General features: G+C 38.9%; 27 protein-coding genes. 13 read left to right on the top strand and 14 right to left on the bottom strand.

The genetic code is table 11. The features are described from left to right. Positions 1-82: 82 nt before the first annotated feature. The 13 genes from E4N78_RS09115 to E4N78_RS09055 form a co-directional block, all read right to left on the bottom strand. The gene (locus E4N78_RS09115) at positions 83-340 is read right to left on the bottom strand and encodes a helix-turn-helix domain-containing protein (RefSeq protein WP_255810249.1); all 258 of its coding nucleotides are present in this window, start codon (positions 338-340) and stop codon (positions 83-85) included. Next, positions 279-635 (bottom strand): hypothetical protein, encoded by a 357-nt coding sequence (locus E4N78_RS09110; RefSeq protein WP_255810248.1) that lies wholly within the window; start codon positions 633-635, stop codon positions 279-281. Before E4N78_RS09110 ends, E4N78_RS09115 begins: the two co-directional genes overlap by 62 nt. 14 nt (positions 636-649) lie before the next feature. After that, positions 650-1,069 (bottom strand): hypothetical protein, encoded by a 420-nt coding sequence (locus E4N78_RS09105; protein WP_255810247.1) that lies wholly within the window; start codon positions 1,067-1,069, stop codon positions 650-652. 19 nt (positions 1,070-1,088) lie between these two features. Continuing rightward, positions 1,089-1,982, bottom strand: a complete 894-nt coding sequence (locus tag E4N78_RS09100; protein WP_255810246.1) for an AAA family ATPase — start codon at positions 1,980-1,982, stop codon at positions 1,089-1,091. After that, positions 1,973-3,910, bottom strand: coding sequence for a Mu transposase C-terminal domain-containing protein (locus E4N78_RS09095; RefSeq protein ID WP_255810245.1), 1,938 nt, complete (start codon positions 3,908-3,910; stop codon positions 1,973-1,975). Before E4N78_RS09095 ends, E4N78_RS09100 begins: the two co-directional genes overlap by 10 nt. Before the next feature lie 5 nt (positions 3,911-3,915). Beyond that, positions 3,916-4,710, bottom strand: coding sequence for a hypothetical protein (locus E4N78_RS09090; RefSeq protein ID WP_255810244.1), 795 nt, complete (start codon positions 4,708-4,710; stop codon positions 3,916-3,918). Positions 4,711-4,821: 111 nt separating this feature from the next. Further along, positions 4,822-5,316, bottom strand: a complete 495-nt coding sequence (locus tag E4N78_RS09085) for a host-nuclease inhibitor Gam family protein (protein WP_255810243.1) — start codon at positions 5,314-5,316, stop codon at positions 4,822-4,824. A gap of 40 nt (positions 5,317-5,356) precedes the next feature. Then, positions 5,357-5,539: a hypothetical protein gene (locus E4N78_RS09080; protein WP_255810242.1), complete on the bottom strand. Its 183-nt coding sequence runs from the start codon at positions 5,537-5,539 to the stop codon at positions 5,357-5,359. 50 nt (positions 5,540-5,589) lie between these two features. Next, positions 5,590-5,790, bottom strand: coding sequence for a hypothetical protein (locus tag E4N78_RS09075; RefSeq protein WP_255810241.1), 201 nt, complete (start codon positions 5,788-5,790; stop codon positions 5,590-5,592). A gap of 12 nt (positions 5,791-5,802) precedes the next feature. Next, the gene (locus tag E4N78_RS09070; RefSeq protein ID WP_255810240.1) at positions 5,803-6,036 is read right to left on the bottom strand and encodes a hypothetical protein; all 234 of its coding nucleotides are present in this window, start codon (positions 6,034-6,036) and stop codon (positions 5,803-5,805) included. A gap of 18 nt (positions 6,037-6,054) precedes the next feature. Then, complete coding sequence (locus tag E4N78_RS09065) at positions 6,055-6,264, bottom strand: hypothetical protein (protein ID WP_255805561.1); 210 nt, start codon at positions 6,262-6,264, stop codon at positions 6,055-6,057. 71 nt (positions 6,265-6,335) lie between these two features. Continuing rightward, the gene (locus E4N78_RS09060; RefSeq protein WP_255810239.1) at positions 6,336-6,863 is read right to left on the bottom strand and encodes a hypothetical protein; all 528 of its coding nucleotides are present in this window, start codon (positions 6,861-6,863) and stop codon (positions 6,336-6,338) included. Then, positions 6,860-7,276, bottom strand: a complete 417-nt coding sequence (locus E4N78_RS09055; protein ID WP_147623492.1) for a hypothetical protein — start codon at positions 7,274-7,276, stop codon at positions 6,860-6,862. The genes E4N78_RS09060 and E4N78_RS09055 overlap by 4 nt, the downstream gene beginning before the upstream one ends. A gap of 286 nt (positions 7,277-7,562) precedes the next feature. Here E4N78_RS09055 and E4N78_RS09050 point away from each other — a divergent pair, with 286 nt between their 5' ends. From E4N78_RS09050 to E4N78_RS09000, 11 genes are all read left to right on the top strand, one after another. Continuing rightward, positions 7,563-8,492, top strand: coding sequence for a helix-turn-helix domain-containing protein (locus tag E4N78_RS09050; RefSeq protein ID WP_255810238.1), 930 nt, complete (start codon positions 7,563-7,565; stop codon positions 8,490-8,492). A 60-nt stretch (positions 8,493-8,552) separates the two neighbouring features. Further along, positions 8,553-9,533, top strand: coding sequence for a hypothetical protein (locus tag E4N78_RS09045; RefSeq protein WP_255810237.1), 981 nt, complete (start codon positions 8,553-8,555; stop codon positions 9,531-9,533). A 75-nt stretch (positions 9,534-9,608) separates the two neighbouring features. After that, the gene (locus tag E4N78_RS09040; protein WP_255810236.1) at positions 9,609-10,325 is read left to right on the top strand and encodes a DUF5131 family protein; all 717 of its coding nucleotides are present in this window, start codon (positions 9,609-9,611) and stop codon (positions 10,323-10,325) included. A gap of 104 nt (positions 10,326-10,429) precedes the next feature. Continuing rightward, positions 10,430-10,909: a hypothetical protein gene (locus E4N78_RS09035; RefSeq protein ID WP_016512145.1), complete on the top strand. Its 480-nt coding sequence runs from the start codon at positions 10,430-10,432 to the stop codon at positions 10,907-10,909. A 38-nt stretch (positions 10,910-10,947) separates the two neighbouring features. Further along, positions 10,948-11,202 (top strand): hypothetical protein, encoded by a 255-nt coding sequence (locus E4N78_RS09030; protein ID WP_255810235.1) that lies wholly within the window; start codon positions 10,948-10,950, stop codon positions 11,200-11,202. A gap of 162 nt (positions 11,203-11,364) precedes the next feature. Then, positions 11,365-11,760 (top strand): hypothetical protein, encoded by a 396-nt coding sequence (locus E4N78_RS09025; protein WP_255810234.1) that lies wholly within the window; start codon positions 11,365-11,367, stop codon positions 11,758-11,760. Positions 11,761-11,808: 48 nt separating this feature from the next. Further along, on the top strand, positions 11,809-12,090 hold the full coding sequence (locus tag E4N78_RS09020) for a hypothetical protein (RefSeq protein ID WP_255810233.1): 282 nt from the start codon (positions 11,809-11,811) through the stop codon (positions 12,088-12,090). Continuing rightward, positions 12,083-12,604 (top strand): phage protein Gp27 family protein, encoded by a 522-nt coding sequence (locus tag E4N78_RS09015; RefSeq protein ID WP_010696314.1) that lies wholly within the window; start codon positions 12,083-12,085, stop codon positions 12,602-12,604. Before E4N78_RS09020 ends, E4N78_RS09015 begins: the two co-directional genes overlap by 8 nt. Then, positions 12,601-14,064: a terminase large subunit domain-containing protein gene (locus E4N78_RS09010; RefSeq protein WP_255810232.1), complete on the top strand. Its 1,464-nt coding sequence runs from the start codon at positions 12,601-12,603 to the stop codon at positions 14,062-14,064. The genes E4N78_RS09015 and E4N78_RS09010 overlap by 4 nt, the downstream gene beginning before the upstream one ends. Positions 14,065-14,075: 11 nt before the next feature. Next, entirely contained in the window at positions 14,076-15,311 is a 1,236-nt protein-coding gene (locus tag E4N78_RS09005; RefSeq protein ID WP_255810230.1) for a phage portal protein family protein, read from the top strand. Positions 15,312-15,376: 65 nt separating this feature from the next. Then, positions 15,377-16,798 carry a phage minor head protein gene (locus E4N78_RS09000; protein ID WP_255810229.1) on the top strand — a complete coding sequence of 474 codons (1,422 nt, stop codon included), beginning with the start codon at positions 15,377-15,379 and terminating at the stop codon, positions 16,796-16,798. A gap of 227 nt (positions 16,799-17,025) precedes the next feature. Here E4N78_RS09000 and E4N78_RS08995 read toward each other — a convergent pair whose 3' ends face one another. Continuing rightward, positions 17,026-17,226, bottom strand: a complete 201-nt coding sequence (locus tag E4N78_RS08995; RefSeq protein WP_255810228.1) for a hypothetical protein — start codon at positions 17,224-17,226, stop codon at positions 17,026-17,028. Positions 17,227-17,870: 644 nt separating this feature from the next. On the opposite strand from E4N78_RS08995, the gene E4N78_RS08990 reads away from it, so the two are divergent. Together E4N78_RS08990 and E4N78_RS08985 are read left to right on the top strand one after the other, a co-directional pair. Further along, the gene (locus tag E4N78_RS08990; protein ID WP_255810226.1) at positions 17,871-18,590 is read left to right on the top strand and encodes a DNA-methyltransferase; all 720 of its coding nucleotides are present in this window, start codon (positions 17,871-17,873) and stop codon (positions 18,588-18,590) included. A gap of 5 nt (positions 18,591-18,595) precedes the next feature. Further along, positions 18,596-19,561, top strand: a complete 966-nt coding sequence (locus E4N78_RS08985) for a cell division protein ZapB (protein WP_255810224.1) — start codon at positions 18,596-18,598, stop codon at positions 19,559-19,561. The last annotated feature ends 27 nt before the right edge of the window (positions 19,562-19,588 follow it).

The following is a 19,588-nucleotide window of genomic DNA, read 5'->3' as shown; positions in this document are numbered from 1 at the left end:
TATTTTTGATGTGGTTTTTAGCGGGTTTTGGTGGGTTTTAACGGTTTTTTAAGGGGCTTTTGGCCTTTTTTTTTATTTGATTTTACATCAAAGGAATATCTGCCAAAGAGTGGGTGTTGATGTAGTTTATAAGGTCTTTTTTAAGGACTTCATGGTCGGAATTAACCGGAAGAAGTCCGCCTGAAATCATGCGTTGGATTGTAGGTTCAGAAACATTACAAACAAAGGCTGCTTCTTTTGGGCTTAGGATGGGCGGGCAGTTTGGGAGAATGTCGATTTTAACCTGCATTAATTCCGGGAAGGCTTCGATTTCTTCTAATGATTTCTTGTAAATATTCATTTAAATCCTCCTGTAAGGTGTCATCGTGATCATCTAAAATAAAGCCGGCAAGGTCATACCATGGGATACGGTATACACCTAAAAATAAGACGGCATCAAGACGGAATTGGTGGAGAATTGTCTGAAGCTCATCTCGGGAACAATGCAGTATTGCACATGTTTCTTTTAGAGAATAGAAATACTTGCCGGCAATTCGGGCATTTTGAATTAAACCCTTGACGGCCGCTTCTCTTTCCTGCGGGGTAAGAGCGGTTCTATATTCTCTTAAATTTTCAAACAATTCTCCTTTAGCCATATCCGTTTTCCTGTCTAATATTTCTTTTCGATAATGCTTAAAAATCCCATAACACGGCGAAGCTCTCTCATGCTGCAATCTTCCAAGCCGGATTTACCCATTTTCCTTAAATAACCTTGTAAGCGGTTTTTACTGTGATTACCGAGAACGGCATCTGCTTTAGCTCTTACAGCATTCAGGAAGCGTTGAGATTGCGGTGTAAAATTTTGAGAACTGCCTAAGGGTGATTTTCCTTGAGCTATAAGAATTTTATTTAAGGCATCTATTACGGATTTAAACTGTTTTATGTTTTCAATCTTAGAAGCTGAATCTACTCCGGCATGGTCTAAAAGAATACCGATGTATTGTTCATCCGTAATTTTAGTCTTATTCTTTTGTAGATGAATAAGAGCCAACATCTTATTTCTGCTTGCTTTGTTTATTGATGTATTCATTTTTCTACTCCTTTAATTTTTAACCTAACCTATTTATCATCTCTTCGGTGATGGTAGAAAGCCCCGAAGCATTGGCTATGTTGACCAAGGCTCTTGCTTCGTTTGCAACCGTACGAAAACCACCTCGGGCTCTTTTTGATAAGAGGTTTGCAGTTTTAAGATCAAGTGTTAGTCCTGCGGCCGAGCGATAATAAGCTGCAATGTCAATTTCCTTTATTGGGTCAAAGACTACAATAGGATGACGCACTCGCGAGCGAAGACGAGGAACCTGATCGATTTTACTTTTTAAAGCCTCTTCTCCCACAAAGAGAAAGGGAAGATTACAGCGTTCGTTTATTCCTCGTAAAGTTTCAAGATGTTTGACAGGGCATTTATCGGCTTCATCAATGATTATAAGATGCCTCTGATAAAGGCAGGATTGCTCTAAAACAGTGATACACTTACTCATTGAATGAGGACGGGTATTAGCCACTTCATAGCAGATGTCGCGCAGAAGCTGGGTAATGGAAGAGCCGTCAATGTAAAGGATGTAGACAGCGTTTGAGTTTTCGGAAACAAACCATTTTGAGGTAAAGGTTTTTCCTCTCTCAGCTGTTCCTATGACCATACCTAGACTTGAAGAAAGAGAACCTTCAGGATCAGCTAAGCGTGAAGCAAGGTTTTTGTAAGCTGAAACAGAAGGAGTCATAACAACTGCTTCAAAGTCAAGGCTGATACCCATTTTTTCTTCTTCGATGTTTTCTGTATTATAGCCTGCTTCTTTAAGAAGGCTTAAGATTTCGCTTTCCTTTTCTTTCCAATTAGGATAATCTTTTGAAGCGATACGCGAAACAGTGGAGCGGTTAAGCCCTGTAATGCGTGCAGCATCTCCGTGGGATAGATTGTTAAAGTTTAAAACTTCTTTTAGTGCCATTTTGTTTTCTCCTTTCGGGCTTCAAGCCCAAGATTGATTTTTGTTTCAAAAAAGAGCCTTTCATCTTCACTCATATTTTTTTCATATTTGAGTTTAAAAGCTTGATCGGCTTCACTTAAAACAGCCCCGTCCATAACCGCATCAAGAATTGCATCGAAGCGGTCGCGCTCTGATGAGTAAACGCTTCGGCGGTTTTGAGAGGCGTTAATAACAATGGTAAGACGCTCCGCTACAGCTTGGGCAAAATCAGAATCGGTCAGCTCAGGATCCGGTAAAAACTTTGCTTTATTTTCGTTTGAGATTTTCTTTCCTTGTTCAAGATTTTTATAACGGCTTGAGGTGATTACCTTTCCGAAGCCCTTAATTGCTTTTGAATAGCTTTCCGAAACGGCTCGAATGTTAGCGTTCTTTTCTGCGATTGCAGCGGCAACGGCTTTTTCATCAAAGAAATCGATACGCTTTTCAGGCGTTAAAAAGATAGCTTCTCCGGTTACAGGATGAATGGCGTAAACTCCGGAAGAAGGATCATCGGGATCGAAGCGGACTTCGATTCTTTGACCTTGAAGCCCTGCAAGATTATTGCGGTTTTGACTTACCATTTCGGAAGTAAGGTTAGGCCCTACATAGTTAATACCCGATATTGTAATGCGGTTATTTCTGACTATGCGGTGGTCGGGCTCCATAAACAAGGCTTTGATATCTTCAAGTTTAATACGGCTAGGCTCCCAGCCTTCTTTTTCAATTGCTTTCATCATTTCATCACGCGGAGAATGTTTGAGTGAAGAATGGAGACGCTGCTCGTATGTTTCAAGGGCTAGGTTAGCTTGTTCAACAAATTCTTCATAGTGCAAAAGATAGCCGTTAGCTTCCTGCCAATTAAGACGGCGGGTCGCCTCTTCATCTTCTGCGGCCGAAGCTTTGATATTCCGGACATATCCCGGAAGGAAGCGGTCTAATAACAATTGTTCAAAAGTTGAGAAGAACCTTTCAATCGGTTTTGTCTTTGCGTTTTTAACCCGGGCAAAGATACGCCTATTCTTCTTGTGCCAGATCTCACAAGTGTCAGCCATAGCGATGACAGATCCGGATTCATCTTCTAAAGCATAGTGTCCGTCTTCTGTTTTGAATAGCTCGGCCTCATCGGTGAACTCCATTCCAAAAGTCTGCAAGGCTTCGACAAGCCAGTCAATTTTTTTAGCTGTTTCGGGCTTTCCGTTATCGTTGTAAGTAGAACCGAATTTACCGAAGCGGATAAGCCCTTGCCGTAAGGCTCTTGCAACAGTACGGAAGTTATAAGGGCCTGCTTCAAAAGAAACACCATAAGGAAGGCGGGTACGCATATCAAGCCATGCGTAACATTCGGGCCTAAACTTTTTTCCTTTTGAATCTACTACCCAAAAATTGAAACGGTGCTGGTCGCCGACGACAACCTCAAAAGGTTTCAATGTCGATAAATCACGGGCAATGTAAAAGAGGTTATCAAGGGCTCGTCTGCCGCCTTGAGTGTAGTCAATCAAAAGGGTGCTTAAAGTTTTTAAGTGCTTGTATGCCGAAGGCTCGGAGCCGACAGCCCAGCCTTTTTCTAAAGCGACCTTACAGGTTTGATTGTAAGCATTGCGAACCGTGCAATAACCGACATCTCTTTGAACTGCAAGGTAAAAAGCTTTTAAAAAGGAAAGAGCTTCATTGTCCCAAGCAAAGACCGATCTTCCCTGTTTGGGTTTTTCGACCGGGAGATAACCGTTTTCTCTTATCTCTTTTATGTATCGGCGGACTGTGGATACGGAAAGGCCGAACCTGTCTGAAAGCTCTTCCTCTGCCATTCTTACAGTAAGCCCCGGACGGCGGGTTTGCCATGCTTCAAAGACAGCGACTTTTTCGCGGTGTTTTTTATTGCCTTGAAAAACCGCTTGCGTTAAGCTTGCCATTATTTTTACTCCTCTACATTGGCTTCAGCATTTTGAATATCAAGCTCTGCATAGTAGTTGACTATGTCCTTTAGCTTAACGGACAAATTGTAAGCTGCCGTCAAGCGCTCATTCATTGAGTCAAAGGAATGAAGATAAGAATCGATTGAATCAAAAACTTTAAGCTGCATGGCATTTTGAGCCGGAGTTTTAAGACTGAATTTTTTTAAGTCTTCACCATGGTTCATTATTTCGGCAAAGAAGTCTCTTCGAGGTTCAACCTTTAGTTTGTTATCACGCCACAGGTTTGCAACTTCCTTAGCTCTCTTTACTGCAAGACGGGCGTTTAATTCCCTGTCATCAGCATTTGTCCAGCCTTCGTCTCTCTTGCCTGTTTTTAAGAATTTTGCAATTCGAGCTTCTCGGGCATCGGCTTCTTCCTTTTGCCTTTCTGCATTGACGGCCTTCATTTCTTCAGGGGTCATAAGATAGGCTTCTCCTGTTTCAGAGAGAGCAGACGGGATAAAAACTTTAAGCCAATCGTTTGCGATTCTTTTTGAAATACCGATAGCCTCGCAATAATCGGCCCAAGTAAATTCGAGGTAGTTATCGGCAAGAGGGTCTTTTCGTTGTCCTATTTGTCCGTTTAAGTTTTCTCGTGCAAGATATAGCTCTTGAGCTATTTCAAGGGTGAGAGTTTTCCATTTTTCAACTTTGGGCTTTATTTTGGCAACGGATTTTTCAAAGTTCCATTTGAAGATTTTTCCTTTTAGTTCGATTTCTTTTGAAGCGTTGTTCGGTGCTATTTTGTTTTTTGGCATTTTAAAAGGTTTCTCCTTTTTGTTAAGATAGATTTGTTTTCCCATTTTTAAACAAAGCAGGGAAATTGACCACAGTGAATTATTATTGTACACTGTGGTCTTGAGCCGATTTTAGGCAGCCCCTTTAGGAGTTGCTTTTATGCAAACTTCTGAGGCTTTAACATAAAATGATTCTTTTCCGGGAATTCGGCTGGCACCAAATTTGGAAAGGTCATCATCGCTAAAACCTTTAAGGGCTGCTTTAACCGGCTCTTTTTTTACTTTTACGCAATTTGCAAAACCGGCTTTTTCAAGAAGATCTGCCGTTTCTTTTGAAACTTCGATACTGTCAGGATTTTGACGGTAGCCGATTGTTCCATTTGTAAAGTCGGCAGACTTTTTACCGTCAAGATAAAGCTCTTCACGGTGAGAGTCGGAATAGTTTTTAAGCTGCTGGACGAGGGCTTCACGCTCTTCAATAAGCGGACGGGAAGTTTCCTCGGCCTTAACTTTGGCTTGATTGATAATTTCCAAGGCATTATTATCGGCATCGGAAATTCCGACATCCAGTTCCGCTATTCGTGCGAGAACCTCATTGATTTGCGAAACATTTTTAATCGATTTCATTTATTGACCTCCTAAATGTTCGATTCTTTTGTTTTACACATCAGGCTTCATTACCTGAGATGTAAAAGTTTTCGTTTAACACCTGCCTTGTTTCAAAGACAAGAGATTTGATTTCCATGCAGCTTTTGTGTGAGTCTTCTTTACAAAGACCTTCGTTTGCTGCGGTTTCGATTTGTGCGAGTTTTTCCTGTAAAAGCTCGTACGCTTCATTTGTGGTTTTCATTTTTTCCCTCCCTGTATATATTTAGCAATTTATTTCTCCTTTTATTTTTTTTATTCCTCAATCAATGATACTATTTGTGCAGGGGATAGGCCTTGTTTGTTTAGGGTTAAGATTGCAACAGCGGCGGCCCGTTCTTTGCCCGAATAGGTCATTGACATAACGGCGTGTTGGATTTGCCCGTGAGAAAGTGCAAGGTATTCACTGCCTTCCATGTAAGGCGGTTGTTTGCCGTTTAAAAAGATTGAACTCATTGTCTTGCTCCTTTATTTCATTAGCTTGTTTAAAAATTTGATTAAAAAATTGCAGTCCTCTATTGCCTGCTTTTTACTATAGAGAACAGCATTTTTACGCCAGCTGTTTATTATTGAAAGAGCCTTTTCTTTGTCTGCCCTGATTAGGTCAATGGTACAAGGTTCTTTTTTACCTGAAGCTTTGCGTTCTTCTTTTTGAGCAATTGCCTGTTGTAAGCCGGTTAAGCGTTCGGTTAGTTGACTCATATTTCTACTCCTTATTTATTAAAACGGAATATCCATCGGATCGTCCGTTTTACCGTCAAAAAATTCTTTGACTTGGGTTTTTGCAATTTCGGTTAATTTAGCCTTTACACAAGAAGCTGTTTCCCCTGCTTCAAGCGAGGCTTCAAGTGTGATTCCATAACGCTTGTTTTCATAATTTCCGAATGTCCTTAATTCCGAATAGGTTATTCCTACTGTTTCAATTTTCATTTTGTTTCTCCTTGTACTAAAGTTGGATTTTGTGATACAATGCGTTCATGGACAAAAACTATGCCTACTTCCTATGCCGAGACAGGTTGGTCTGGTTTCTTAAAAGAATTTGCGCTTTCCGTAAAAAAAGATATTCTGAACGGCTCATTAACATCCATAGCAGAAAAATTTTTGAGTTTCTTAATAGGATTGATGATGCCGATGTGGAAGGTGCCGTCGGTTCTCTTTTTTTTGAACTCGACCATATGGAGCCTTGTGTTATCAGATTTGAATGGACGAAACCTTTCGATAATTTGCTCAAAACCGTTTTCAGCTTGGCAAATGCAAGTTTGGCTCGCAAAAACATTCGGTAACACATCCGCTAAGAGTCTTTTAGCGGCATATTCATCCCATAAACGAGCGATGTCAACCTTTATCAAACCCTTATCTTCAAATTCCATAACCTCGGCATACAAACAATAAAAATCAAGCTTTAGATATTCAATGTCATGTTCGCCAATAGCTGAAGCCAAAGCCCTTACTTGTTGTTCGCCGATGATTTTATAAAAAATATCGTTTTGCTTTTTAAGCGAATCTTTAAAAGTTACTCTTCTTCTCATCTACCCCTCCTTATTGCCTGTACGGCTTCACGCATGGGTGCGAGCTCTTCACGCATTTTGGCTTTGCGGTTTTCGATTTCTTTGAGTTTGAGAGTCAAGACATTTTTATACTCATCAATATCTTTTTGAGTTGGGCGGAATGCCGGATTGGAAACAAAGAGCCGTGCCTCGATTACCAAGTCGTTCCAACTGGGCTTTCCGAGGATTCGGGCAATCTCTGCCTCGACCTTTCGAGAACGGCGGCGGCCATAAACTACATTTTGTACAGTTTGACTTGAAACAGCTAAACATTTAGCTATATCAACAAGCTTATAGTTGTTAATACTAAGTTGATATTTTATATGATGTGCTTCTTGTTGATTTGGTCGTAATCTCAATTTGGTAATTATAAAATCAGGTTTTACAGTTTTCACTTTATATCGCCTCCTTTGTCATAAAGACGATATGCCGTTGAAATAACAAGGTATTTAATATCTTGTTAAAGTAGTCATTTTTTGTTATAATCATAAATAGCCTCCTAATTGGTGGTTTTTCATAAGGAGTACGTTCGCCCGCCAAGATGAAGCGTACTCCTTTTTTTATATTTATCGTAAAGCTGATAAAACAGCTTGTCGATATACTATTATTATCGGATTTTCGATAAATTGTCAATAGCTTTTGTCGAAATTTAGATAAAATATGTATTTTTTTTGAGGTTTTATGAATAATAATAACGATATTTCGTTAAGGATAAAGCACATTCGAGAACAAGCAGGTGAAACTCTATCTGAATTCTCACGAAAGGTTGGAATACCGAGATCAACTTTGGTAGGATATGAAAATCAGTCTACAATCCCAGCAAGCATATTACATATAATATCTTGTAAGTACAATATTTCAGAAGAATGGCTTCTATCTGGTATTGGAGAAATAAACAAGCTACAAAAACAGCCTTTTGCTGAACCCTCACAGGGCATAGCAACAGGCTACAAAAACAGCCTAAAACAATCCGTATCTAACAGTTTTGAATCCCTCGCCCTTGAAAGCACAGCCCCAAGATTTGCGGAACTGGAAGAAAAGATAGGGGAAAAACTAAACAACTTACAAGCCCAGATAGACGAGCTAAAGGGAGCTGTCGAAAAGAAACAGATTGAAGAGGCGGACGATAAGAGATACCGATATACGCCTGATCCAAAGTTGAGGCCTTATTCAGATTTGTATGTTGCCGAATCGCAATCAAGCTACGGCTTAAAAAAAGAGTCTTTGGAGCCTGAAGAAACTGAGGACTTACCGCTTGCCGAAAACCTGGCAGCGGGAATCCCGATCGAAGCCTTTGATTCAGGCGAAACCTATCCCGTACCTAAAAGGTTTTTAAAGCGAGGCAAAAAGTATTGTGTTGCAAAGATAAAAGGAACAAGTATGACAGAAGCGGGAATAGTTGACGGCTCATTCGTGCTTTTAGAATATACTGACGCGGCCTTATCGGGTGAAATTATGGTTGTTAAGTACGGGGAGCAGACCACGCTTAAAAGACTTTCCCAAAAAGAGGACGGCTCATGGGAGCTTTTATATGAAGACGGAAGCGGAGCGGTAATCCCGCTCAAGGATGGGGACTGGGAAGTCAAGGGACATTATGTGAGGGTGGTGTGAGGAGAGAGATGAGTTTATCTATTACCAAAAGAAGGACATTACAGAAAGGAGTAAGATACAATGGAAAAGAAAATAATATCTAATGAAGAAGATTTTTTAGATTACTTAAAGAAAGGGCTTAAAGATGTAAACGAATTAGAAGTAGTTGAAATAAGCCATTCAATGCTGACACTGAATTTAAAAATAAAAGGAGATGACTACAATAGTTCTATAACTCCTCCTGTAATGAGGGCTATCCTTGACATACAGGAAGCGATATATCGCATTTATAGAGATTTTTCAGGAGAAAGCAAATTACCAAATAGTAAAAAACTGGACTTAGATATTGTAGTAAAAGTTAAAAAAGGCTCTTCAGATTTATTTATTTCTTTTGTAGAGCAATTTGATATTATCAAGGAGATGGTAAGCAATATGTCAGGAAGTCAATCGTTAGCATGTTTTGTAGTAGCAGCATCTTTATTTGCCATATACAAAATATCTAGTAAGCATTATGATTATTTAGGAAAAAAGAATAAGGCAGATATTGAATTACAAAAAAACAAACTGGAAGCAGATATAAAAAAAGAAGAGAATGAAATAAGACAAGCGGAAATTGAAAAAGATAGGAATCTTTTCGTTGTTTTTTCAAAAATTCTTTCTGATAGCGATAACGTAAAAGAAAATCTGTTAAAGAAGCTTGAACCAATAACAGACAACAATATATTAAAAGTTGACAATATCGAAATATCAAAAAAAAATATAATAGAAAGGCTTCAATCAGCACCCGAAGAAGAAGACAATGAAGAGACGAAAACCATAGAAGGAGAGTTTATTGTAAGAACAATGTTTAATAACTTTGAAAAACTCAAAGGGAAAATGGATATAGAGAATATAGAAACACAGGAGAGAATATACAATGTAGAACTTCAGCCTAGGTCTTTCTATGATAATTCAAGTAAAGTTTTACAGCAAAGCAAAAACAAAACACCTGTAAAACTTCAGTTAATAGTTACAATGAAGAATAAAGAAATCATAAGGGCTGTTTTGGATAAAACTCTTTAATCGACGCGCCCCGCCCCTAAAAAGGCGGGGTTTTGTTTTCGTATGATAATGTTTCTAATATAAGGAGTATTATCAATGGACAGCACAAAAATTGAATGGACGGATTCTACATGGAATCCTGCAACAGGATGTACAAAGATTTCGGAAGGATGCCGACACTGTTATGCCGAGAAAATGGCCGGAAGATTAAAATGTATGGGAAGTGCCAAATATTCTAACGGCTTTAAATTAACACTTCATCCTGACACTTTAGAAGAACCCTACAAGTGGAAAAAGCCTAGAATGGTGTTTGTGAACTCCATGAGTGATATGTTCCATGAAGACATCCCGCTTGAGTACATAAAAAGAGTTTTTAAAGTTATGAACGAAAACCCGCAACATGTTTTTCAGGTACTGACAAAGAGAGCAGAGCTTCTTGAAAAATATGCTAAAGAGCTTGTTTGGTCAAGTAATATTTGGATGGGCGTTACGGTAGAACATCAGAATGTTATGTACAGAATAGATTTACTTTCAAAAGTTCCGGCTAGTATAAAATTTCTTTCATGTGAACCTCTTTTAAGCCCTCTTTATAATATGAACCTATCGGCTATTGACTGGGTTATTGTCGGGGGCGAATCAGGAAGCGGCGCCAGACCTATGGAAAAAAAATGGGTTGAGGATATAAAAGAACAATGCGAGAAAAATAACACAGCGTTCTTCTTTAAGCAATGGGGAGGAATTAATAAGAAAAAAAATGGAAGAGAGCTTTATGGTCAAACATACTCTGAAATGCCTAGCTTAATTTCTGCATAAACTTTTTCTTGAAGATAATAAATAAACATTAAAACCCACCCCGCCCCTAAAAAGGCGGGGTTTTCTTTTTTTGTGGTACCATCTTTTTTATAAGGGAGAAAAAAATGATAGATACCATATTAAAACAAAATTCAAAAGGCATGTATAAAGATATAAGAGAAGTCGGATGTTTTTTTGTAAGCTGTTTGACAATAGCTCAAATGAAAGAAGGCAAAACTCTTACCGTTGAGCAATACAACAGTCTATGGGATGAAGCCCACAAAGCGGGCTACATGTATGAAAGGCGTGTCTTGGTAAGCGACAAGATTATCAACCTTGCTTTTAAAGCTCTAGGCTCTTCTAAAAAGGCTTTTGAAGTCGGTACCGATCAGGCTGACTTTTACGATTGGGTAAAAAGTCATCCCGATTACAAGAAGGTTGATGCCTGTATAGAAAAGATAGAGCAAGAAGAAGGAGCAGCCTATCCCTATCATTTTAGGGTTGTAAATAAAGAAGGGGAACTTCTTTTTGATCCTTATTCTCCGCAAGTTAAAAAGGGAGGAAGCGAGCGTATTATTTGGTACAGAATTATAGACAAGGCTTAAAAAATAAGATTTAAAATAATTTGCAAGGGAAAATTTTTATGAAGAAAAAGAAAAAAGCAAAAGATCAATCAAGGCGGGCTATTATAGCTGCTTCGATTTGGGTTTTTATTCACAGCATTATAAAGGCATTATTACCGATGTTGGGATTCGGGGAGTATGGGCTTTCGATGAAAGAAATTGTAGAATCGGGGGCATTTATCATAATCGGCTGGGCTCCGGTTTACGGCTCAATTTGGCTTGATAAGGTGTTCGGGCGGAAAGAAGAAAAAGAAAGCGAAGAGGAGTTTCGATAAACAGCTCGGCAGAAATTCTGCCTCACTGTTTATCTTCGAGTTTTGTGCTTTGCACAAAACATCGTATTATTGAATGCCGTTTCTCACAAATGTTGCGAAACGGCTTAAAAAGTCAAATCGAAAATTGATATTTTCTCGTTGACTTTTTATTGGAGAATGAATGTGGAGAAAAAATTTAAGCGTTATTTTATTTTTTGTATTGTTTTCGCAAGTTTGTTTATTGCCGGGTTTTTCCTTGGAATTAACGGACGAGGAGACGGAAGCGATCTTGAAAGAAACGGAATTGATCCGGGGCGAATTGAATGCACTCAAGATAAACTTAACGATGTTGGAAAAAGTATCGAGCTGGCAGAAGGAAAGATTAGTGAAGCTGGAAGAGAAATTAAAGAAAGCCTTGCAGTCGCTGGAGATGTCGGAAACGGATTTGATACAATCAAAAAAGGAATTAGAACTTGTAAAAACGGAATTACAAACATTGAAAGAAGACATAATCGAATTGAACGAATTATACTTAAAGCAAAGGCGAAAAAAGATAATTTGGATGACAACGGCGATTAGCCTCGGTTTGGCATTTACCGGTTTTATAATTTACAAAGAGGTAAAAAGATGAACGATATTTCGGCAATTGCACAAGTAGTGGGATTTTTAGTTCAAGCTGTGGGGCTTATAACCGTTGCTGTTAGAACCGGCTCTTGGAAAGGAAACTTAGAAAACCGTGTTGATGCTTTGGAAAAACAGGCATCACAAACGGTACAGGAGCTTTCTGCCGTTGATAAAAGGGTTGACGGTATCGAAAAAGAGTTATTAAAAATAATGGTCGGGGTTCAAAAAGATATCGAGTATATCAAAAAGACAATCGACAAAGGAAAGGTACCGCCCAATGCCTAGAAAAAGCAATGTGGAGATGGAAGGTGTCTTAGAGCGAGCCGTCAAACTTCACGAAGAAGAAAACATGACGATAAAAGAAATCGCAGAGCTTTTAAAAGCTGAAGGCTTTATAGTTTCGGCTTCAGGAGTTCAAAGGGCTTTAAGAGCTAAAAAGTTAAGCGAAAAAGAATTTCAAAAAAAACTTAAAGACACCGAAATCTTTATCGAGGCGACAAAAAATACTCCCGGGCTTCAAATGGCAAAGGCCGGAACCGATATGGCAATGGCTATGCTTTTAACCGAGCTTCAGGGGATGGAAAACCTAGGAACGCTTACTGACGGTGAGATCATTGACAAGTTAGCCCGAATAGTAAAGGCTCAAAAAGATATAGCAAAGCTTACCCTCGATTACGAAAAAGGATATAAGCAGGGGCTTTTTAAGGCAAAGGAAGAAATCGAAAAGGCTGTAAAGGCAGGGGGCATTTCGGATGAAACAGCTGCCGGTATAAAAAAGGAATTGGGGCTTGAAGTATGAAAAAGGATATAAACTTAAAAGAAGTTTTATTACCCTATCAGATAAAATGGCTTAACGATAAAAGCAGTTTAAGGCTTTGGGAAAAGTCGAGACGAATAGGAGCGAGCTTTACCCTTTCTCTTGAAGCGGTCTTAAACGGAATGACCGCCGACGGAAAAAACACTTATTATCTATCTTATAACAAAGACATGACACGGCAATTTATAAAGGATTCCGCTTATTGGTGTTCCCGCTTACAGGTAACGGCCGAGCTGTATGAAGAGGTTATCGTAACTGAAGAAAGAAAAGACATAACCGTTTTTAGAATAAAGCTTTCAAGCGGTAAAGAAATAGCAGCCCTTCCAAGTGTCGAGTATGCCCTACGGTCGAAACAGGGAGATGTCATCCTTGATGAGGCAGCCTTCGTAGAAGACTTTGAAGGAATTAAAAAGGCCGCCTTAGCTCTTTTAATTTGGGGAGGAAGCTTCAGCATCCTTTCAACCCATAACGGAGACGATAATCCTTTTAATCTTTTTATAAAAAAAATAAAACGGGGAGAAGAAAAAGACTGGAGTCTTCACCATACTACTTTTGACAAAGCTGTAAAAGAAGGGCTTTATAAAAAAATTTGTGAAAGCCAAAAAATAGAATGGAGTAAGGAAAAGGAAAAAAGCTTTGTTGAAAGAGTTTACAGTATTTATAAAGACAATGCAGATGAAGAGCTTAGGTGTATTCCTGTAAGGTCGGGAACAAGGTACTTTCCCCGCTTGCTTTTAGACACTTGTCTTGATGAGACGATACCGATTGCAAGAAAGGTATTTGACGATAATTTTTTAAATGAAAGAAAACATAAAAAAGAAAGAGAAGTTTTAAAGTTTTTTAAAAACGAAATTTTGGATACTATCAGTATGATAGAAGGGGCAGCCTTTTTCGGATTCGACTTCGGCCGATCGGGGGATTTATCGGTTATCTGGTTACTTGAAAAATGCGGGGAAGAATTACTTACCCGTATCATAATAGAACTTAGAAACTGGCCCTTTGATGAGCAATACCAATTATTGGCTTTAATATTGGATAACTTAAAAAGTCTTAAAGGCGGGAAATGCGATGCACGGGGTAACGGGCAAATGCTTGCCGAAAAGCTGGAACTTGATTATCCGGGAATTGTCGAGCAGGTAATGATAAGCAATGCGTGGTATGCCCGTATGATGCCTTTATTAAAATCAAGCCTTGAAGAAAAAAACTTTACCGTTCCTTCAGACGAGTATATATTAAGCGACTTTTCTGTAGTACAGCTTATAAAAGGGATTCCTAAAATTGCAGAGCGTACAAATGAAGGTGTGAGAAAAACGCAGAGGCACGGAGATGCAGCCGTCGCTTCGGCTCTTTGTTTGGATGCTGCTTTAGAAAAAGGAGAAGGGGCCGCTCCATATATCGCAGAAGCTCATCCGCAAGATGTTAATATGTTTTTAGGCTATTAAAGGGGATTTTCATGCTGGGAAAAAAGAAGGTAAATGAAAAAGAACTATTAAGCTCGGTAATCGACTTAACAGGCTTTAGGTCGATCGTTGCTAATCTTGATGAAACAAGCGATTGGCTATCCGATGCAAGACAGAACTTAAAAATATTTAATGACATGCTCGATGATGCAAGGGTGGGAAGTCTTGTAGAAAACAGACAAGATAAGGTCTTGCGGCTTGACATGGGGCAAGTCGATGGAAAAAACGAAAGGCTCAATGAAGAAGCCCGTCATTATATAAATTTCAATAAACTTCAAGAATTGGGCTTACAGCTTTTAAATGCCCTTCCCTACGGAATAGCCGTAAGTGAAATTATCTGGAAAAAAGAAAAAGGCCTTTTTGTTCCTGAAAAATTTATCCCTATTCCGCGCTCTTTAATCGGTTTTAAAAAAGGCTTCGACCAAGGGGATAGATATACACCTTATCTTTTGCCCGATTATATCCCGTTAAATAATCCTTATAAATTTATAGTTCACAGAAACGACCGAGGTACGGGAAGCGTTTCGGGGGTAAGCATTTTACGGCGTGTCTATTGGCCTTGGCAGTTTAAAAAGTTGGGCTTTAAGTTTTGGACGATGGCCGCAGAAAGAATCGGGGTGCCGAGTATCTTGGCAATTTTTGAAACCAAAACCGATGCAGAGGCAGTAAAGAGAGCCAACATATTGGCGGATATTTTGCACAAGATAAGATCGGGGTCAAGCCTTGCTTTGGGGAATGTAAAAGACGTTAAGTATTTAAATGCCGAAGGGGCTATAAAAGATTTTGATGTTTTAATCGCCGTATGTAATACGGAAATTTCTTACGGGCTTACAGGGCAAAGCCTTACTACAAACGAGGCTCAATACGGAACAAGGGCTAACGCGGTTTTACATGATGACACCTTTGCAGCCGTTATAAGTAAGGATGCCCAAAATCTTCAAAGTTCAATACAAGGGTTGTATGACATCTTTTGTGAATTAAACTGGCCCGGTGAAGAGCCTGTCAGATTTGAGATAGATGCAGGAGAATATGCCTCTTGGGAGATGGTAACGAAGGCCATCGAGTTAGGAGTCCCTATTTCTAAAAAAGCCTTGTATGACAGACACAAGTTACCGGAACCTGAGAATGAAGAAGACCGCTTTGTTTCAGATCGTCTTATAAGAGGAGAAGATGAAAGCTCTCTTGATTTTTCGGATAATGTAAAAAAAAAAGAACTCTTGTTTTTCTAAATGAAAAAAGAGAAAGAGTTAAAAAAGAAAACGCAGAACTTAATTCTTTTTGCGATGCAGGTTTGGTGAGATTTAAAAGCCTTATAAAAGAAGTTTTAAAAGATTATTTAAGCAATTTTAAAGAAGTATTAAAAGGCGAAAAACTTAGCCCAAAAAAAATAAAGAGTTTATCTTTTGAAAGAAGAGATAATGAAAAACTTATCCGCCTTGCAGAAAACCTGATACAAGGCTCCCTTCTTTTGGGCCGTCTACACGCAATGCCTAAAGATAGAGAAGAAAAAGAATTTGCAGATGATCAAGAACATTCCGTTTTGATTGAAGAAGAAAAATTATCCTTTGATGAGGCCGTAAACTTTTTAAGGGCAAAGCTCCCGATGAAAAAAGATGACTGGCGGAATTTAGAGCCTAAGCTAAGGTTTAGGGCTTTCACAGTTGCAAAATTAAGCGAGGCGGATTTTATTGAAACGGTAAAGGGAAGGCTTGCCCTTGCTGTAGAAAAAAATGAAAGCATATTGGAGTCTTGGAAAGATATTGAGGCTATGACTGAAGACTGGGGCGAAAAGTTTCCGCCCCGCTATTGGGAAACCGTTTACCGCACCAATGTACAGAGTGCTTACAATGCCGGCCGTCTTATGCAGCATAAAAACAATATGCCGCCTGCGTGGGAGCTTTTATTTGTGGAAGATAAAAGGCAAAGCGATATTTGTAGGGGGCTAACCTTTATAACCGGAAACGGTAAGGCCTTACACAAGGATCATCCATTTTGGAAAACCTACGGCTTCCCGCCTTATCATTTTAATTGCCGTACAACCTTTAGGGCCGTTTACGATTTTGAGATAGGACATGGTATTGAAATTGAAAACACACCGATGAAAGAAATCGGAAAAAACTTTAAACCTCAAAAAGGCTTCGGAGGAAATCCGATTGAAAAGGAAAGCTGGTGGAAGATTACCCCTGAAATGATTGCAAGAGCCGATAGGTACGGCATTACCGCCGATATAGTTGCACAAGCAAGAGAGCTTGATATGCAAAGCTACTACCCCGAATTATTAAAAAATTATGAGAGCATACACAAAGGCAAAAAAGGAGGTTATGTACAAACGGCTGCTAATTCAACGCATAATCCTGATGAAATTGCATCGGCAAAGCGTCTTGCGGATGCAGGACATAAGGTTTATTTATTGCCTACAACACAAAAAAGTAAAAACCCGGATATGATAATAGATAATGAAATAGGTGAAATAAAACATTTCGGGTTTGATGGAAAAATCCCGACAAAAAACACAATAAAATCAGAAATACAGGAAGCCGGAAGAAAACAGCGTGGACGGATAGTTTATGTTCGTGTATCAGATGAAATGGATAAGAAATCTGTTTTAGATGCAATAAAAAGTGAAATAGGAAGGACTCCCATAGTAAAAATATTATTTGATTATAAAGGAGTGATAAAAGAATTTCCTAGAAGTTTTTTTATAAAAAGAAAATAAAAAAAGGGCTGGTTACGCCTCATGTCAGGAGCCGCAACGCCCTTTATAAAACGGCATAGCAATCTGCCGTTATTTTTATTATATCACAGTCCGGTAAATTGTCAAGGCTTTAAACAAAATATTTTTAATATTTTGAGGCTTCCTAAGGGCTTATTATTTTTATAAATATATGGCATAATAAAAATACCGGCGGGCAACAACCGGCGTTTTTTTTATATAATTTTAGATTAACCGGCTAAAAGGCTTTCGTAATAACCTTTAAGAAAGCGCCATGAAGCCATATATAAACATCCGTGAGAACGTTTTACATTGGTTAATTTAAAATATTCATCTTCTAAATCGGAAGGTTTCATATAAGAAAGCGAGCCGTGTTTTTGTATAAGAAAACCAATTGTTTGTATTTCTTGTTTTGAATATTTTTGTTTCATGTTCAAACCGCCTTTTATCGGAAACGGTTTTTTATTTGACTATTAGGTTGAGTAATAGTATATTATAAAAAACCGTTGGGTATAGCTTAACGCCCCCGATGATTTACCCTTTAAGTTTTGTTTTTGGTTGCCCTTGCTGAAAGCACAAAAACAAAGCAGCTTTTAAAAGCCGTGTTTTATTGCACGGCTTTATTTAGCTTTATATCAAATATAAATTTAAAAACCGAATCCGTCAAATTCGCACTTCAAAAAATACAGTTCTCCACAGTAAGCCCTCTTTTATTTTTATTCTGCTAATATATTTTTCAGGCGGATAGTTGATAGATTGCTGTTCTGTAATGCTCATAAATGAGAGGCTCCTTTTGGCGGTTTTAGGATTAAAATTAAGACCGCCTTTTTTTTAATGTCTTTTTATTTTAAAACCCATACCCCGACACAGTTAAAACCGCCCCTGATTTGAAAAATACACCGGTGTACACGGGGGTATATAGCATTTTTGGTAAGATTTGACGGGGTAAGGTAATAAAAGCCCATTTTTAAAAGAATCGGTAAAAAGACAACATGGAAAAATCGTCTTACAAAGTTAAAGATAAGTGGCTCCCACCAGAGGCAAAAATATAAATATAGCGTGTATCTTTTTTGGTATGGAAAAAGAAACAAAGCTTAATGGTGATATAACAATCTTACAAGGTGATTGCATCGACCTGCTGCCTAAAATCCCGGACAGCAGCATTAATTCTATCATAACCGATCCGCCTTATTTTCTCGGAATGACGCACAATGGACAAAAGGGGAGGTTTAATGATCTTGCTATCTGTAAGCCTTTTTATGAAAAACTATTTACGGAATACAAGCGCATATTAAAGTCTGACGGCTGTGTCTATTTTTTCTGCGACTGGAGAAGTTATGCTTTTTATTACCCGATTATGTACGGCATATTAGGTGTTAAAAATATGCTTGTGTGGGATAAAAACTCCGGTCCCGGTAACTTTTATTCCTATCAACATGAACTTGTAATGTTTACTACAAAGCGACACGGATTTAATGTAAAAGGCGCTTATAGCGTTATATCGGATGTACCTTCTTTTCGCTCCGGTGCTAAAAAGACAAACGGTGAAAAACTGAGCCCGACTCAAAAGCCGATAGAGCTCATTGAGAAATTTGTTTTACATAGTACAAACGAGGGAGATACCGTTCTTGATACCTTTATGGGTTCCGGCACGACCGGTGTTGCCTGCATAAAGACCAGCCGCCAATTTATCGGTATAGAGTTAGATGATAGGTATTTTTCTATAGCCAAAACAAGACTTGAAAATTCTATAAAAGGGAAACAACAAGATTTGTTTTATGAAGAAAAGGAGTAAAGATCATGCCCAGAATAATGAGAACTTTAGAGCTTGCTTATGCAGGCAGATGGGGGCAAAACGGAGACCTCATTACCGAAAAAGATTTAAAGGAAGTTGTAGAAACTTTTACACCTCGCCGTCCTGTAGGAATCGGGCATGACATAATGAAAAAAGATGATGCCCCGAAGTACGGTAATGTGTGGAGCGTAAAGCTTTCAAACGGCGGAAAAACTCTTACAGGGGAAGTCGAGTTTTCAGAAACTCTTGATACACTTTATACATCGGGGCTTTATGACGGCTGGAGTGTAAGTATTCCTAAAAGAGCTATAGACGGTAAAACTTATTTACACCACTTAGCTTTTTTAGGAGCGACACCTCCTAAGATTCCCGGTTTAAAGGACTTAGGAGAAAAGCCTTTTCAAGCAGCCGATGACGATCAAATTTTTTCTTTCGATTTTTCGGGGAAAATAAAAGAAAGCGATGAGGAGGTCAAAATGACTAAAGAAGAAATCGAGGCAATGCAAAAAGAAAATGCAGAGCTTAAAGAGGCCAATAAAAATTTGGCCGAAAGCAAAACAAATCTTGAGAGTGAATTAAAAAAAGCTCAAGAAGAAAAAAAAGAGACGGGATCGGCTTCCCCTGAAGCCCTCCCAAAAGAGTTTTCAGACAAGCTCAAAAGCTATGATGACGAGGTGAAGAAAATGAGGCTTCAAGCTTTTAAGGCTAAGGTAGAAAATCATCTTCCTAAGGGCGTTATGGAACAAGCTGAAGTCTTGGCTTCTTCTCTTTCAAGTAGAAGCGATGCGGTCAACTTTTCCGATAACGGGCAAAGCGTAAGCGGCACGGAGATTGAGCTTTTATCTTCAATCTTGAGGAAGTGGCCTCAAAGCGTAAGCCTAGGAAGTTCGGGCTTCGATTACTCGGATCGTGGAAGCGAAGGGGCAGGAGATGTTAAATCGGCAGGCCGTCAAATAATGAAGGCCTTGTAAACTATACTAACTTTCAGATTAGGAGGA

Source organism: Treponema denticola (assembly GCF_024400535.1).
Lineage (GTDB): Bacteria > Spirochaetota > Spirochaetia > Treponematales > Treponemataceae > Treponema_B > Treponema_B denticola_C.
This window is presented reverse-complemented; position numbering and strand designations above follow the sequence as displayed.